Here is a 13,122-nt window from a genome sequence, read left to right on the forward strand (position 1 = left end):
CTCCGGCCCGGGGGCCGTTTGGTGTCTTAGCGGAGGGCGCGGCGCAGCGACGAGCCGGGCGAGTACCGGCGCTCGATGGCGGCGGCCGTGGGCTTCGTGATGAGCGCGTAGCTGGCCTGGACGACGACGACGGTGAGCAGCACAAGCTGCGGCCACTCGGGCACGGTGTCGCCCGTGTACACGTAGTAGAACGCGAGCGCGACGGCTGCGAGCACGACCGAGACGACGACCGCGAGCGTCCGCTTCTGCCACGGCTTCTCGATGAACGGCAAGATGCCGTTGAGGAAGCCGATCAGGTGCGGGGCGAGCAGGCCGAGGAGCACGAGAACTCCGGCGGGGATCGTGGGCAGGGTGATGTCCATCAGGGGGACTCCTTCTTGGTGATCGCATCGGTCAGGCGGCCGATGTCCTTGCGGAGGCCGCGCACGTCGGCGCGCACCTCCCCGGTTTCGAGGCGTCCGGCCTGGACGTCTTCGCGGAGCTGGACGGTGTCGTCGGATGCCTTCCGGGCGGCGCGGACGGCATGCTGGGCGGTCTCGGTGGCCGCGGCGATCTTCGCGTCGAGCTTGTCGATGTCGTCGCGCAGGTTCGAGCCGTGGCTGTTCTTCACCTGGTGGCGGATCTCGCCCGCACGCTGCAGCACGATGGTGAGAACCGTGCCGACGGTGCCGAGCAGGGCGACGAGGATATTCGCCGTCGGCTCATCGAGCAGTCCGCTGCTGACGTCGTCACGGAGACTCGACACCCAGATGAGGGCCGCCCCGGTGGCGATCGCACCGAGCACGACAACCACCGGGGCGGGAACCGACCGGCCGGGCTTGTGAGTGGGCTCGTCGGCGGTCACCGCTCAACCTTGGCGATGAGCTCATCGAGGCTCTTCGCGAGCCCGTCGGTGCGAACCTGGACGCCCTGGACGGCGGCGAGGGCCTCGTCCTCCTTCGACCAGATCCGACCCCGGCCGAAGTTCCCTTCGAGGTCGAAGGCGCGGCCTGCCATGACGAGGTCGAACGCGTACCAGGGGATCCCGAAGGTGCGCTGGATCCGGTTGAGGCCGTCATTGCCGACCTCGACGAACAGGGTCTTCGACCCGTCCTCGGCGGTGCCCATGCGGCTGTCGCGGTTCAGCAGCCATCCGGCCTGCCGCGCCTGCTCGATGTCGGTCTCGTGCTCCAGGAAGCGGGGGCCGACGGTGAAGATGTGCTGGCCGTTCCAGCGGGTGGTGATCATGCTCATGACGATGTCCTCCTCGGGTACAGGTGCGGGTGATGGCGTGGTGGGTGTGGCATCGCGGAGCCACTGTTCGGGGTCGATGGTCGATCCGCCTCCGGGGCGGACCTCCCAGTGCAGGTGCACGCCGTCCACGTCCCCGGTCGCGCCCATCTCCGCGATAGGCGTTCCCTCGGCGACCCGGGTGCCGACGGCGACGAAGATGTCAGCGGTGTGCGCGAGGTAGTGAAGTACCCCGGAGTCACCCTGGAAGTCGAGGCGCTTTCCCCATCCGCCCTGCCATCCGTATCCGACGACTACTCCGTTCTCGGGGGCGACCAGCGTCCGGCCCTCCAGCCAGCCGATGTCGAGCCCGGCGTGGAATCGCCGGCCGCCCCAGATCGGGTGTGTGCGCCACCCGTAGGGGTCGCTCAGGTTTCCGGGGGAGGGTCTGCGGGGCATGGCCGTGTCCTTTCAGCCGTTGGTGATCTTCGTGTCGGGCGGGAGCTCGCCCGCGGCGAGGCGTTCCCAGGTGCGGATGTCTTCCTGGCCGAGCGTCCACATCGCGATTCCGGACAGGCCCCAATCGAGGCGCGCCCGGTCACGCCAGTGCACGACCGTCTCGGCGTCGGACCAGAAGACGATGGACGCCCCGTCGCGGTCGACGGCGAGCACACGGCCGACCCAGACGTCGTGGTCGAGCGCCTGGACGCGGATCGTCGCCGGGGTGTCGGTCGAGAGCGGGGCGTCTATCCAGTGGTCGTACGTCCAGTCGAGCGATGGACCGTCGGTGCGGGTCTCCCACTCGTCGATGTCGGCGTTCGGGCGGAACCGGTTCTGTCCGTCCCAGGTGACGCCTGTGCGGGGGAACCGGCCGAGGGCGCGCGTCTCCGTGCCGATCTGCACCTGTACGGCTTCGCGCGGCTGGTACCACCAGCCGTCGCCGCAGTAGACGTGGTCGACCCAGAACGCGGCGTCGGCGACGATCCCCACCGTCGGCGAGGAGGGGGCCGCAGCAGCGGTGAGGACGAGCGGGAGCCCGCGCGCTTCCGAGAGGCCGAAGTACACCCGCGCGGAGCCCTCACGGACCCGCAGCCCCAGGACGAACTGCCCGTCTCCGGCGGGCGCTCCGACGGGCCTCGGGGCAACCCGGCCCGACGCGAGCACCGTCGAGCCGCTTCGGAGCCGCACGGCACCCGCGGGGTTCACCTCAGCGGTCAGCCCGCGGACGGTGACGCCCGCCCACCCGTCGGCCGCGAACTGCCCGCGCACCTGCAGGTACACGGCCCCGTCGAAGTCATGCGCGAGGTTGAGCTGCCCGGCCCCGCGGTACTGGTGGTACCTGCCTGTCGTCCAGCGCTCCCACGCGCCCGAGGCGACGTCGTAGACGTTGTCGAGCTGCTGCTGGGTGCCCGCGTTGTCGTCGATGATGGTCGCCGCGACCGGCGGGCGCTTGAGCAGCTCGGCGGTCAGCGTGTAGCCGACCTTCGGGGCGACGAGCTCTCCGGTTGCGGCGCGCACGCGGCGGGGCGTGAGCGTGTACGACGCCCCCGCGCCGGGCGCGGAGTTGTCAGCGACGGACCAGAGCGGATCGCCTGACGGCAGCCCATACCGAACCGTGTACGCGCGGCCTTCCCACTCGTCCGCCGTGATCCCGGCCGCCGAGCCCTGATCCCAGTCGGGTGCGTACCGCCAGTCGTAGACGTCCTGCAGGCCCCACGCGGACCGGGAATCACCGTCACGGAACGCGAGCCAGCCGATCCTGTGGTGGGTGCCGGATCCGGCCGGGTTTGCGTCGGTGCCATCCCAGGCGCGATACCCCGTGAAGTGCTGCCAGGCGGCATAGTAGGTGCCGGACTCACCCCGATAGTCGGCCCCGAGCGCGGCGGGGTAGTTGTGGATCGCCCAGAAGTACGAGTACAGCGGGAGACCCATCATCAGCTTCTTGGGCGGGATCTGCGATACGGCCCAGTTGTAGACCTCGCGCATCCAGAAGCCTGGGGAAACGGGGCCGGGCGCGGACCCGGCCCACGCGAAGTCGTAGGACATGATCGCGGCGTGGTCGAGGATGCCGCCGAGCACGGAGTACCGCGCCCAGTCCTCGCCGCCGACGGAGCCGGAGGCGGTCAGCGGCGGGAGGGCGGCGGAGCATTCGAGCCCGCGGCTGTGGGCGAGGGCCGCGATCTGCCGGAACAGGTTCTCCGCGGGCTCGGCGTTCTCCGCGCCGCCCACACGCTCCAGGTCGATGTCGATGCCAGCGAGCCACGGGCGCGCTGTGAGCGCCGCGCCGAGGTCGTCGAGCAGCCGTGTGCGGGCCTGGGGAGAGGCGAGGAGCGCCGCGGCGATGTCCGGGTCGCCGTCGTTGCGGAACGCGAGCCAGAAGCGAAGGTGCGGCCACCGCTCCGCATACGGCAGCAGTACGTCCGCGTTGAACGTCTGGGTCAGCTCCCCGGCGGCATCGACATGCCAGCCGAAGATGGAGACGTCCGTGATGCGGTCGCCGTAGTGCTCCAGCGCAAGCCTCACCCTGTCGGTCCACATGTGCCCGACCCACACCCATACACGCACGGGGCCTCCTAGGAGCGTTCGGACCACCCCACGGTCATGTGCACGGGCTGGTCGGTGGTGACGGCGACGTGGCCGTCGGATCGTTCGGTGATGAGCGGTGCTCGGCCGTGCCCGAAGGGCGCTCGCCCGGTCTCACCGTCGACGTAGGCGGGGCCGATGAGGCGGCCGAAGCGGAAGGGGCCGACCCGGACAGCCCCAGGCCGCGCGGGGGTGACGGTGACCCGGGTAGGCGTGGCGAGGTCGGCATTCGACAGGATGATGACCTCGTCCGTCGTTCGGGTGACGACCCCGTTACGCCACTGCGGGCCGCCTCGCCGGATGACGACGTCGGAGGGGTGGATGGTCACGCCGGAAGGGTCGCCCGGCTGAATCTGCACGTCGGTGACGTCGATCCCGTCAGAATCCGGGGTGCCCTCGTAGAGCAGGCGCAGGGTGAGCCTTCGGACCTTCCCCTGGTCGGCGGGGATGCGCGCGGTGAGTCTCACGACACACCCGCCGACCAGGGGAGCTCGGTCACGTGGGGGAGCCATCCGGAGGCGTTGCCGCCCGGCTGCAGCATGACGTCGGTGACGTCCGCCCCGCCTGACGGGGCCTCGACCTCGATGCGGAGCGTCATCCGGGCGACCCGCCCCTTCACGCGGAATGTGCCTCGCATTGGCGGCTCCTCTCAGGCCAGCTCGACCGGGATCGTCTCGCTGGTCCCGTCCTCGTACTCGACCGTCACGAGCGCCTTCAGCGGCGGGACGGACCCGCCGGAGACGGCGTCGGCGCGCAGCGATAGCGCGTACACGTCCCGGTTGTCCGGGTGTACGGTCTGCTCGATCCAGCGCAGGCCGGCCCCCGCGAACCGCACGGCGTTGTCGCCGGTCCCGCGTCCGGGGACCAGCGAGACGCCTGACGATGCCCAGTGAGACAGCGCGTTGTCGAAGCGCCCGTTGCGGAGCAGGTTGAACGGCACGAGGTCGAACGCAGCGAACGGTGACCCGGTGTTGAGGCCGCCGTCGTCACCGTCCGTGGCCCCGCCGAGCTCGCGGAGCTTCGCCGAGAGGGTGATCTTCGACGCCCACGGCCGGACCACGTCGTGCTCCACCCGCACGATCCGCTGCGCCTCCCGGATGCCGAGCTCGTCGTCAACGACCGTGACGAGGTCTCCGACGGCGAACCGGTCGACGGCCTGGCCGGACTTGTACGAGAGGTCGGCGACGGTGAACTCGTAGGACACCGACGGCTTGCACCGCTTGGCGAGCGTCGCCTGCGTCATCGCGAGCATCGTCCATGGTGAGGTGCCCGCGGCGAAGTCGTACGTCGCCTCGCGCACCTCAGACGTCCAGGTGAAGTCCTCGACGTAGGGCTTGCCGTTGTTGACCGCGGCGATGGTCTGCCCGTCGGCGTTGCGGGCGTAGATCCGCGTGACGAGCGACGTCGTGTCGACGACCCGCTTGGACTCTGTGAGTCCGCGACCGTACAGGAACGCGACGCCGCGGTCACGACCGGCCTGTGTCACGAGCGATACCGTGCGGGCGGTGCTGTCGAACACGAGGTCTCCGCCGTGGTGCTTCTGGATCGTCCGCAGCATTTCCAGCGGGTTGGTGTCCTCGACCGCGTACGTGCGCCGGGTGGTGACCGTGACGGCCCCGACCCGCCAGCCGGTGTCCCTGAGGGCGTCCTGCATGGCCCTGCCCGCCGGGGTCTGCAGGTAGTCGTGACCATCGATCTGCCCTGCGTAGGCGAGGTCGTAGAACTCCGCCTCGCAGCGGACGTTGACCACAGGCACCCGCCCCTGTCGGCTGGTGGTGATCCGCCGCACGCGGTACTTCTCGCCCGCGAGCTCGACGACCCGTTCGGGCAGGATCGAGCCTGTGGCTCGGTGCGCCGCGGGGAGGGAGAATTCGAGGGCCTGCTCCCCGTTCACCTCGTCGATGACGACGGCGGAACGGGGGTCGATGATTGCCGTGTCGCCTGCCCCGTCGTGGACGATGATGGGCGCACGCGGGTACTGGGGGATCGGCGGCGGGGTCCACGGGAGCGGGGCCACTGTGACGGTGAAGGTACGCGAGACGCTGCGCCCCCACTCGTCTCGGAGGGTGACGGTTACGGGAACGTCACCGGACGCCCAACCGGCGGCGATGGTGAGCGTCGTCCCGGTGATGGTGGCGGTGACGCCGACGGCCGCGACGGTCCATTCGGGGTCTGCCCCGGCCCAGGTCGCGTCGAGCGGGATCGTGAGCGTCTCCTGCTGGTTCACGGTCTGGTTCGGGATGGGCGCGAGGGTCGGCTCGGGCGGGAGGAGATCGATGCCGGTGAACCTCGCCCCGGCGGCGAGCGGAACCTCCCACCGCAGGAGACCGGTGAACTGCGCCGGGAGCGCGCCCGTCGACCATGTCGCGCCGCCGTCCGCTGACCAGTGCGGCGTGGCCTGGATGGTCGGTGCGGGTGCCGCCGTCCAGCTCACGGGCTCCGCGCCCGTGGCGAGCGTGTGCGCCGCTGTCGCGGTGACGGCGGCATCGGACACCGTCAGCTTGCCCGCGGCCGCGGCCGACGCGCCGCGAGCCCACGATGCGTGTGCGATCCGACGGGCGAACGCGGCGAAGTCGAAGGCCGCCGTCGGGTGCGCCACGAACACCTCGTCGACGTGTCCGCCGGTCCAGTACCCCGCGGTCTGCAGGGAGAGCACGTCCAGGTCAGCGGTCGACGCAGCGTTCACGGCCCCGGACAGAGACAGGGCCGGGCCGACGAACAGCTCGCCCGTCTCGTGGCGGACGACGGCGAGCTGCGAGGTGCGGGCGTCGAGGTCGACGAGCTGCCCGATCCACTGCCAGCCGGTCGTGCCCGCCCACGCGGGGGTGTCGTACTCGTCGAGGACCAGGTCGCCGGATCCGTCATAGACCTGCTGGCGGACCGAGCCGCCCTGGTACGTCGACAGGTACACGACCGGCGACGAGCCGCCGCGGGTCGACATCAGCGGGCAGTACGCCATCGCGTACCCCTGGCGAACTCGCAGCCCGATCAGTAGGCGGCCGGACGACGGCCAAAGGCCCGCGAAGTGCGGCAGCCGCAGCCGCCCCTGCTCCGTCTCCGGGTCGGCGACGTTCAGCGCGAGCTGGGTACCCCAGTCGCCAGCCGGAACCCCGTACCCGCTCCCGGACTCGTAGGTCACGGACCAGGATCGGGCGGGGTTCACGGCGTCCGGGAACGTTCCGGCGGCGAGGTTACCGCCGTCGAACCGCTGCGCCGCGACCGGGTTCAGGCCCGGGTAGGTCAGCGGCGTCTCGCCGCTCCACGACAGCCGGTCGTTCCATCCCATGTCACTGCCTCCGAGAGTTGGCGCGCAGGCGCGCTTTCGTCACCGTTCCGGTCGTCGCGACCGCGAATGTCGTCGTCGTGTTCGGCCACATCTCCGGCCTGTCGAGGGTCGACATGGACCGCACGACCGAGGCGACCTTCGTCGCCCCCTGCCACCGCCCGAAGTCGAAGCGGTCCCAGTCGAGACGGAGAACCTGCGCTGCCGTGAGCGGGCCGGACACCCGCACCGGGACGTTCCCGACCGTCACCGTCACCGTCTGCGTTGCCGACAGGGTGCCCTGGATCTCCACGGTCGGGTACGAGACGGTGTTGCCCTTCTGGCGGCTCACCGTTCGAGATCCCGCGCTGCTGTACTCCCACGCCTCGTCGTCGACGAGGCGGCCGTACCCGCTGAGCGCCTCGAAGGTGACGTCGCCGCGGAGCTGGTACAGCCGGGGCGACCAGGTGAGGCGCTCCCACTCGACCGGAGCAGACGGGATCGCCGTCCACCGCCACCCCGAGGCGGCATCGAATGTGAGGTCGCGTTCTCCCCGCTTCGGGTCGAGCGCGAGGATCAGGGCGTCCCGTTTGCCGTGGGCGTCCTGAGGCGTGGTGCCCTGGATGACCACGTCGAACACGTACCGTGCGGAAGACACCGTCGCGCCGCCGAAGAACAGGCCGTCCGTCCCCGGGGCCTCCAGCGTTTCGAGCCGGAGGCCCCCGAGCGACGGAAGGTCCCGGAGGGTCGCGATCAGACCCAGCGAGTCCGAGTTGAACGTGCCGAAGGTGAAGCTCACTCCGTCACCGCCCCTCCGAGGTTCACGCGGCCTCCGGCGCGCTTCGCGCGCTCGGCCCGCTCGTAGAGCTCCTGGGCCACCTCATCGACGCGCCGGTCGCTGTCCACGATGAGCTGGTCAACGTGCACAAGCGGCCCCTGCACAGTCGCGGCGGACTGGCCGTTCCCCGCGATTCCCTCCTCCAGCGCCCGGTTCATGAGGCCGGTGTCGACCACAGACTCGGGCCGCCCGGCCTCCGCGAGCACGGCGACCGTGCCGCCGGGCCGGGGAAGGATGGTGGCACCCTTCGCCAGATAGGGGATGCTAGGGATGGACAGGCCCCAATGCTGGCCGCCGATGAGCGGCACCCAGTCGGGGATGTCGACGCTGATGGAGTTGAGACCGTCGATGGCCCCGTTCACGAGGCCGATGATCCCGTTCACCGCGCCCGCGACGGTGTCGACGACGCTGGAGAACGCGCCCGAGACGAACCCCGCGATCCCGCCGAAGACGTCGTTGAAGACGCCGCCGAAGGTCCAGACGGCGTTCAGGATCCCGTTCCAGACGTCGGAGAAGAACTGACCGATGCCGGACCAGATGCCGTTCCAGATGTTCGCGATGCCTTGGGTCACCGAGCCGATGACGTTTGCGACGTTCTGGATCGCGTCGCCGATGAAGCGGGTGATCCCGTTCCAGATGTCCTGGAAGAACCCGGCGATGGCGTCCCAGTGCTGCATGATGAGGCCGTAGACCGTCCAGTTCAGGAACAGGTTCACGATCCAGTCGAGTGCCGCCTGGAAGAACGCGACGATCCCGTCCCACAGGCCGCGGAGGAAGTCGCCGATGCCGGTCCAGAGGCCGTTCCACCAGGTGACAAATCCGCTCATCACGCCGCTGAGCCAGGAGAGGAAGCCCTTCCAAACGTCGGTGATCCAGGTGACGAATCCGTTCCAGACGTCGCCGAGCCACGCCACGAAGCCGTTCCACACGTCGGTGATCCACTTCACGACGTGGTCCCAGTTCAGGACGAGGGCGACGATGGCGGCGATGAGACCGGCGATCAGCAGGACGACCCAGGTAATCGGGTTCGCCAGCAGCGCCACCGTGGATGCCCAGATCGACGCCGTCCAGGCGACGAACGCGGCCACGAGCGTGCCGCCGATGACGGCTGCGATGACGCCGATGACGCCGACGTTCTCGCCCACCCAGGCACCCAGCGCCTGCAGCATCGGCATGGCGGCGGTGAGCCCGTCACCGAGCGCGGTGAAGACGGCCGTCGCCAGCGGTTCGAGCGCGGTCATCGCCGTGTTCATGGTCATCTGCCAGCGCTCGGCGAAGTCCATGGTCTCCTCGCCGACGCCGAGGATCGTGTCCCCGGTCGCGCCGGTCGCGGCCATCAGGTCGTTCATGTTCAGCACGCCGGACTGCAGCGCCCCGACGAACTGGGACGCGCCGCGGGTGCCGAACACCTTGGAGGCGAGGTCGAGCGCTGCCGCCGTGTTGCCCTCGTCGATGAAGCCCTGGATCTCGGACGACACCCGCCGGAACGCTTCCTGCGGCTGCTCGCCCTCCTTCGCGAGGGTCACGAGGCCCTTGGAGAGCGACGCCATGACCTGCGTCGAGTTGAGGCCCGCCTTGTCGAGCGACCCGAGCAGGGCGATGCTGTCCTGGAACCCGAAGCCGAGGTTCTGCAGGGCGGGCGCGTTCGCCTGGACGCCGGAGGCCAGGTCGTTCATGCCGACGCCGGTGGCCTGCGAGACCCGGAACAGGTCGTCCATGGCCCCGACGACGGCGTCGCCCTCGATGCGGAAGGCGGAGAACGCGGCGGAGGTCGCGTTGATGTCGACGTCCTGGCCGAGGATCCGGCCTGCTTCGAGGTACTGCGACGCGACCGTTTCGAGGGTCTTCCCGCTGAGCCCCAGGCGGGTGTTGAGGTCCGCGACGGTCGGGCCGATCTTCCCGAACTCCGCGGGCACCTTCAGGCCGACCTGCTTGGCCGTCTCGACCAGCCCGTCGAGCGCCGCGCCCTGCGCGCCGGTGCCGACACGGATCGTGTCGGTCACGTCATCGAACGTGGATCCGATGTCGTAGAGGCCCTTGAACGCGGCGACGGTTCCGGCGACGGCGGCCGCGCCGCCCACAGCCATCGCGGCCTTGGCCTTGGAGGACCACCCCTTCCCGGCCTTCTCGCCCTCGGCCTCGGCCGCCTTCGTCCCGGGCGCGAGCGCCTTCACGACGTTCTCGGTTGCCCCCTCCATCGTGGGGACGAGGCGGACCCACGCGGTGACGAGCTCAACACCGGGACTGGACATAGCTCACCCCCGCTTCCTGCGTTTCGAGTCCCACCAGGCGTTGAACTGGCTGATGGGGATGGGCTTTGCGCCCAGCTTTCGGCCCTTCGGGCGTTCCCAGGGCCGTGGGATCGGCTTGGGCCTCGGGGCGGACTTCTTCCCGGCCCGCTGCCAGTTGCCGACCTGGAGCAGGTCGACGAGCGCGGCGAGGAGCTGGTCGGTGACGGACCAGCGTTCACCGTGGATAGCGCGCGATGTCGCGGTGGAGGGGTCCGCCTGGAACCGGCGCACCATGACGAGCAGATCCCGCCAGGAGTAGTCGAGGCCGACCCGCGCGAGCCGCCATCCGCGGTCCAGCAGGTCGGCCTCGATAGCCTCGTAGTGCTCGCCGATCAGCTCGACGAGGCCGAAGATTCCCCCAGGGTGATCCCGGCGTCCTTCTGCCACTCCTGGATGAACTCCTTCACGAACTTCACCGGGACGTCGGCCAGCGCCGTGCCGAGGCCGGGGGCGACCTCGTCGAGGACGGTGTAGACGCCGCCCTCCACGCTGTTGGCCTCCGCGAATCGCTGGACCTGCTTGCCGGTGAGGTACTCCGCCTTCGGGAGCAGGAACTTCTCGCCGGTGTCGGTCTCGAAATCGAACATGTTCTGGTCGAGCGACTTCTTCCAGTCGGGCAGCTTGTAGCCCATGGGGAACCTCCTTGGTTCTCACGCGGGGAACAGGGGAACAGCAGAGCGCCCGGCCGGTTCCCCGCGGCCGGGCGCTCTGGTTGGTGGACGACGGTCAGCCCGCGGGGTTGGCCGCGCTGACGACGCCGTCGTCCGTGTAGATGTAGATGCTCTGCCCGTGCTTGTCCGGGTAGGTCGACAGGGTCACCGGGAGGGTGACAGCGGCCGATGCGGTGAGGGGAATCTCCCCGCGCTCGGTGACCTGGCCGTGCGGGACGAAGACGAGGGCGCGCCGGTCGCCGTCCTTGAGCTTGAAGTACCAGGCCTTGATCGGGCGGACGCCCGGCCCGATGGCGGCGCGCACTCGCGTGCCCTTAGTCGCATCGGCGGCGGTCACCTTGACGTTCTCGTCGCCCATGTAGTTCTTCAGCGCGCCGACGGACAGCTCCAGGTGCGTCCAGGCGACGGTGCCGTCGAATTCCGTCAGGATGCGACGGATGACGTTGAGCGCCCAGTCCTTGATGGTCTCCGTGGTCTCCGACGGGGTGATCGTGACGCCGTCCTCGTTCACGTAGCCGGAGTCGGTCAGGCCGTCGAGTGCGAAGTCGTCGATCGTCTCCGGGATGACGTCGGTCTCCGGGCCGGTCAGGATCGCGCCCGTGGTCTCCTGGTCGGGCGCGCCGATGAATACGTTCTTGCTGTTCACGCTCATGCGTGTGCCCCTTTCAGGCGTGGGATGGGCGCGCGGCCGTGCGGCCGAGCGCGGCGGGGAACTACTCGCCGACCCTGCGGAGGTCGACGGAGACGGTGGCCGTGAACCTGAAGCGGTCCGGGACGGACGGCATCGGGAGGTTCGCGGGCAGGGAGGGTGCTCGGACGCCGTAGCAGGTGACACCGCCGACCGATCCGGCCCGGCCTGCCGCCTGCAGGTGAGCGATCATCTCGGCGCACAGGCGGCGTGCCCTCGTCTCGGTGGTCGCGAAGCCCTCCAGCGCGAGGGTGAAGGAGTCCGTAACGAGGTCGCGTGCGGTGCCTCCCGCGCTCACTACGCGCCCAAACTCCGCCGGGCGGCGCGACGGTACCCTCGTGCCGATCTGGGCCGTCATACGCGCCGACAGCTCGCGGACGACCGCGACCTCGTCGTCGGCGGGGATCAATACCTCCGCCATGCTCACCTCCCTGCGCCGACGGCGCGTGTGAGCGCGCGGTCCTCGGCCTCGGCTTTGCGGGCCTCGTGGGTGACCGTGGTGACGAACACGACGGCGCGGTCCCGGTTCTGGGTCGTTCGCACCTCGAAGCCCTCGCCGCCCGCGGCCTCCGCGATCCGCGTGCCCCGGGCGGTTAGGTCGTCCGCCACCTCTTGTGACTGCATCAGCGCGACGACGGCCGGGCTGTGGATCTTCACTCGCAGTCCCTTGGTCGCCATTACCCCTCCCAGCGGATTAGACGGATGATCGTGTGGCTGGTGACCGGCGAAGGCCCGGGCTGGCGAAGCACGCCTCCGTCGACGTCGTACAGGTCTCCGAACAGGCGCACACGGTCGGTGGCCTGGACGTCTGCCGCGAAGGGGCCGCGTAGCGTGTACGCGACGGACGAGCCGTCGCGGTTCACGGTGTCCTCGCCCGAGGCCCCGACGTCGATGGCCCACCCCGCCGACGCGCTTTCGGCGGCATGTTCCCAGTCGCGGGCTTCGTTCCCGCGGCCGTCCTCGACGAGCGGGGCGCGCACGATGGTGATGCTGTGGCGGGCGACGACGCCGGAGATCACGGCAGCCGCCCGATGCGGTACGCGGCGAGGCGTCGGCCGCCCGGAGAGTCCGGGTCGATGCCGCCACCTGCGCGGCCGTAGTCGACCGACACCCCGGCGGCCTGCTCCCGCGTCCAGCCCATCGACGTGCCGAGTGCCGCGGCGGCCATCTCCAGCGTGGCGGTGAGCAGGTTCGGCGGCGTTTTCTTGAAGCCCGCCGTGTACTTCACGATGACGGATCGCCCCGTGAGGTTTGTCCAGCCGGTGTCGCGGTCGAACTCGACCCGCTGTACTGCCACGTCGGTCCAGGCGGTGCCGTCGATGGTGACGGAGTCGATGGACTGGACCTCCATCGCCGGGAGCCAGACGTCATCCGGCAGCCGTCCCGTCCTGCGGTACTCGACCTGCCGGGCGGGGGCGATGTGCCATCCGCAGAAGTCGCGGATGTCCTGGGTGGCGGCTTCCAGCTCCCGCTCCAGGAATGGGTGGGAGGCCGCCGTGACCTGCCCCTGCGTGCGGTCCGACATGTCGGTCGCAGTGGCGAAGCTGTCGAGCTGTTCGGGCATGGCGGCCTCCTCCGGG

At 70.1% G+C, this 13,122-nt stretch carries 16 protein-coding genes; all 16 read right to left on the reverse strand.

The window, feature by feature from the left end:
• Window positions 1–26: 26 nt before the first annotated feature.
• The 16 genes from K8F61_RS17055 to K8F61_RS17130 all read right to left on the reverse strand — a co-directional run bounded on the left by K8F61_RS17055 (window position 27) and on the right by K8F61_RS17130 (window position 13,106).
• On the reverse strand, window positions 27–362 hold the full coding sequence (locus K8F61_RS17055) for a hypothetical protein (protein ID WP_231820014.1): 336 nt from the start codon (window positions 360–362) through the stop codon (window positions 27–29).
• Window positions 362–844, reverse strand: coding sequence for a DUF2746 domain-containing protein (locus tag K8F61_RS17060; protein ID WP_231820016.1), 483 nt, complete (start codon window positions 842–844; stop codon window positions 362–364). The genes K8F61_RS17055 and K8F61_RS17060 overlap by 1 nt, the downstream gene beginning before the upstream one ends.
• Window positions 841–1,668: a M23 family metallopeptidase gene (locus K8F61_RS17065; RefSeq protein ID WP_231820018.1), complete on the reverse strand. Its 828-nt coding sequence runs from the start codon at window positions 1,666–1,668 to the stop codon at window positions 841–843. The genes K8F61_RS17060 and K8F61_RS17065 overlap by 4 nt, the downstream gene beginning before the upstream one ends.
• Window positions 1,669–1,680: 12 nt before the next feature.
• Window positions 1,681–3,774 carry a glycosyl hydrolase family 18 protein gene (locus K8F61_RS17070; RefSeq protein ID WP_231820020.1) on the reverse strand — a complete coding sequence of 698 codons (2,094 nt, stop codon included), beginning with the start codon at window positions 3,772–3,774 and terminating at the stop codon, window positions 1,681–1,683.
• 8 nt (window positions 3,775–3,782) lie between these two features.
• Window positions 3,783–4,259, reverse strand: coding sequence for a hypothetical protein (locus tag K8F61_RS17075; RefSeq protein WP_231820021.1), 477 nt, complete (start codon window positions 4,257–4,259; stop codon window positions 3,783–3,785).
• Window positions 4,256–4,429: a hypothetical protein gene (locus K8F61_RS17080; protein WP_231820023.1), complete on the reverse strand. Its 174-nt coding sequence runs from the start codon at window positions 4,427–4,429 to the stop codon at window positions 4,256–4,258. Before K8F61_RS17080 ends, K8F61_RS17075 begins: the two co-directional genes overlap by 4 nt.
• Window positions 4,430–4,441: 12 nt before the next feature.
• The gene (locus K8F61_RS17085; protein WP_231820025.1) at window positions 4,442–7,078 is read right to left on the reverse strand and encodes a phage tail protein; all 2,637 of its coding nucleotides are present in this window, start codon (window positions 7,076–7,078) and stop codon (window positions 4,442–4,444) included.
• A gap of 1 nt (window position 7,079) precedes the next feature.
• The gene (locus tag K8F61_RS17090) at window positions 7,080–7,853 is read right to left on the reverse strand and encodes a phage tail domain-containing protein (RefSeq protein WP_231820027.1); all 774 of its coding nucleotides are present in this window, start codon (window positions 7,851–7,853) and stop codon (window positions 7,080–7,082) included.
• Window positions 7,850–10,144: a phage tail tape measure protein gene (locus tag K8F61_RS17095; protein ID WP_231820029.1), complete on the reverse strand. Its 2,295-nt coding sequence runs from the start codon at window positions 10,142–10,144 to the stop codon at window positions 7,850–7,852. Before K8F61_RS17095 ends, K8F61_RS17090 begins: the two co-directional genes overlap by 4 nt.
• A 3-nt stretch (window positions 10,145–10,147) precedes the next feature.
• Window positions 10,148–10,570, reverse strand: a complete 423-nt coding sequence (locus K8F61_RS17100; RefSeq protein ID WP_231820031.1) for a hypothetical protein — start codon at window positions 10,568–10,570, stop codon at window positions 10,148–10,150.
• Window positions 10,516–10,815 carry a hypothetical protein gene (locus K8F61_RS17105; RefSeq protein WP_231820033.1) on the reverse strand — a complete coding sequence of 100 codons (300 nt, stop codon included), beginning with the start codon at window positions 10,813–10,815 and terminating at the stop codon, window positions 10,516–10,518. Before K8F61_RS17105 ends, K8F61_RS17100 begins: the two co-directional genes overlap by 55 nt.
• Window positions 10,816–10,909: 94 nt before the next feature.
• A complete protein-coding gene (locus tag K8F61_RS17110) occupies window positions 10,910–11,506 on the reverse strand; it encodes a phage tail tube protein (protein ID WP_231820035.1) in 597 nt (198 codons plus the stop codon).
• A gap of 61 nt (window positions 11,507–11,567) precedes the next feature.
• Window positions 11,568–11,963 (reverse strand): hypothetical protein, encoded by a 396-nt coding sequence (locus K8F61_RS17115; RefSeq protein ID WP_231820037.1) that lies wholly within the window; start codon window positions 11,961–11,963, stop codon window positions 11,568–11,570.
• A 2-nt stretch (window positions 11,964–11,965) separates the two neighbouring features.
• Window positions 11,966–12,220 (reverse strand): hypothetical protein, encoded by a 255-nt coding sequence (locus K8F61_RS17120; RefSeq protein ID WP_231820039.1) that lies wholly within the window; start codon window positions 12,218–12,220, stop codon window positions 11,966–11,968.
• Complete coding sequence (locus K8F61_RS17125; protein ID WP_231820041.1) at window positions 12,220–12,561, reverse strand: head-tail adaptor protein; 342 nt, start codon at window positions 12,559–12,561, stop codon at window positions 12,220–12,222. The genes K8F61_RS17120 and K8F61_RS17125 overlap by 1 nt, the downstream gene beginning before the upstream one ends.
• On the reverse strand, window positions 12,558–13,106 hold the full coding sequence (locus K8F61_RS17130) for a hypothetical protein (protein WP_231820043.1): 549 nt from the start codon (window positions 13,104–13,106) through the stop codon (window positions 12,558–12,560). Before K8F61_RS17130 ends, K8F61_RS17125 begins: the two co-directional genes overlap by 4 nt.
• Window positions 13,107–13,122 lie beyond the last annotated feature (16 nt).

Origin of the sequence: Microbacterium resistens, from assembly GCF_021172025.1 — a bacterium.
In the GTDB taxonomy this organism is placed as follows: domain Bacteria; phylum Actinomycetota; class Actinomycetes; order Actinomycetales; family Microbacteriaceae; genus Microbacterium; species Microbacterium resistens.

What these genes read in the sequence shown, in the direction of transcription:
- K8F61_RS17055 (WP_231820014.1), bottom strand. Translation starts at nt 362, where the DNA reads ATGGACATCACCCTGCCCACGATCCCCGCCGGAGTTCTCGTGCTCCTC.
- K8F61_RS17065 (WP_231820018.1), bottom strand. Translation starts at nt 1,668, where the DNA reads ATGCCCCGCAGACCCTCCCCCGGAAACCTGAGCGACCCCTACGGGTGG.
- K8F61_RS17080 (WP_231820023.1), bottom strand. Translation starts at nt 4,429, where the DNA reads ATGCGAGGCACATTCCGCGTGAAGGGGCGGGTCGCCCGGATGACGCTC.
- K8F61_RS17085 (WP_231820025.1), bottom strand. Translation starts at nt 7,078, where the DNA reads ATGGGATGGAACGACCGGCTGTCGTGGAGCGGCGAGACGCCGCTGACC.
- K8F61_RS17095 (WP_231820029.1), bottom strand. Translation starts at nt 10,144, where the DNA reads ATGTCCAGTCCCGGTGTTGAGCTCGTCACCGCGTGGGTCCGCCTCGTC.
- K8F61_RS17105 (WP_231820033.1), bottom strand. Translation starts at nt 10,815, where the DNA reads ATGGGCTACAAGCTGCCCGACTGGAAGAAGTCGCTCGACCAGAACATG.
- K8F61_RS17110 (WP_231820035.1), bottom strand. Translation starts at nt 11,506, where the DNA reads ATGAGCGTGAACAGCAAGAACGTATTCATCGGCGCGCCCGACCAGGAG.
- K8F61_RS17115 (WP_231820037.1), bottom strand. Translation starts at nt 11,963, where the DNA reads ATGGCGGAGGTATTGATCCCCGCCGACGACGAGGTCGCGGTCGTCCGC.
- K8F61_RS17120 (WP_231820039.1), bottom strand. Translation starts at nt 12,220, where the DNA reads ATGGCGACCAAGGGACTGCGAGTGAAGATCCACAGCCCGGCCGTCGTC.
- K8F61_RS17130 (WP_231820043.1), bottom strand. Translation starts at nt 13,106, where the DNA reads ATGCCCGAACAGCTCGACAGCTTCGCCACTGCGACCGACATGTCGGAC.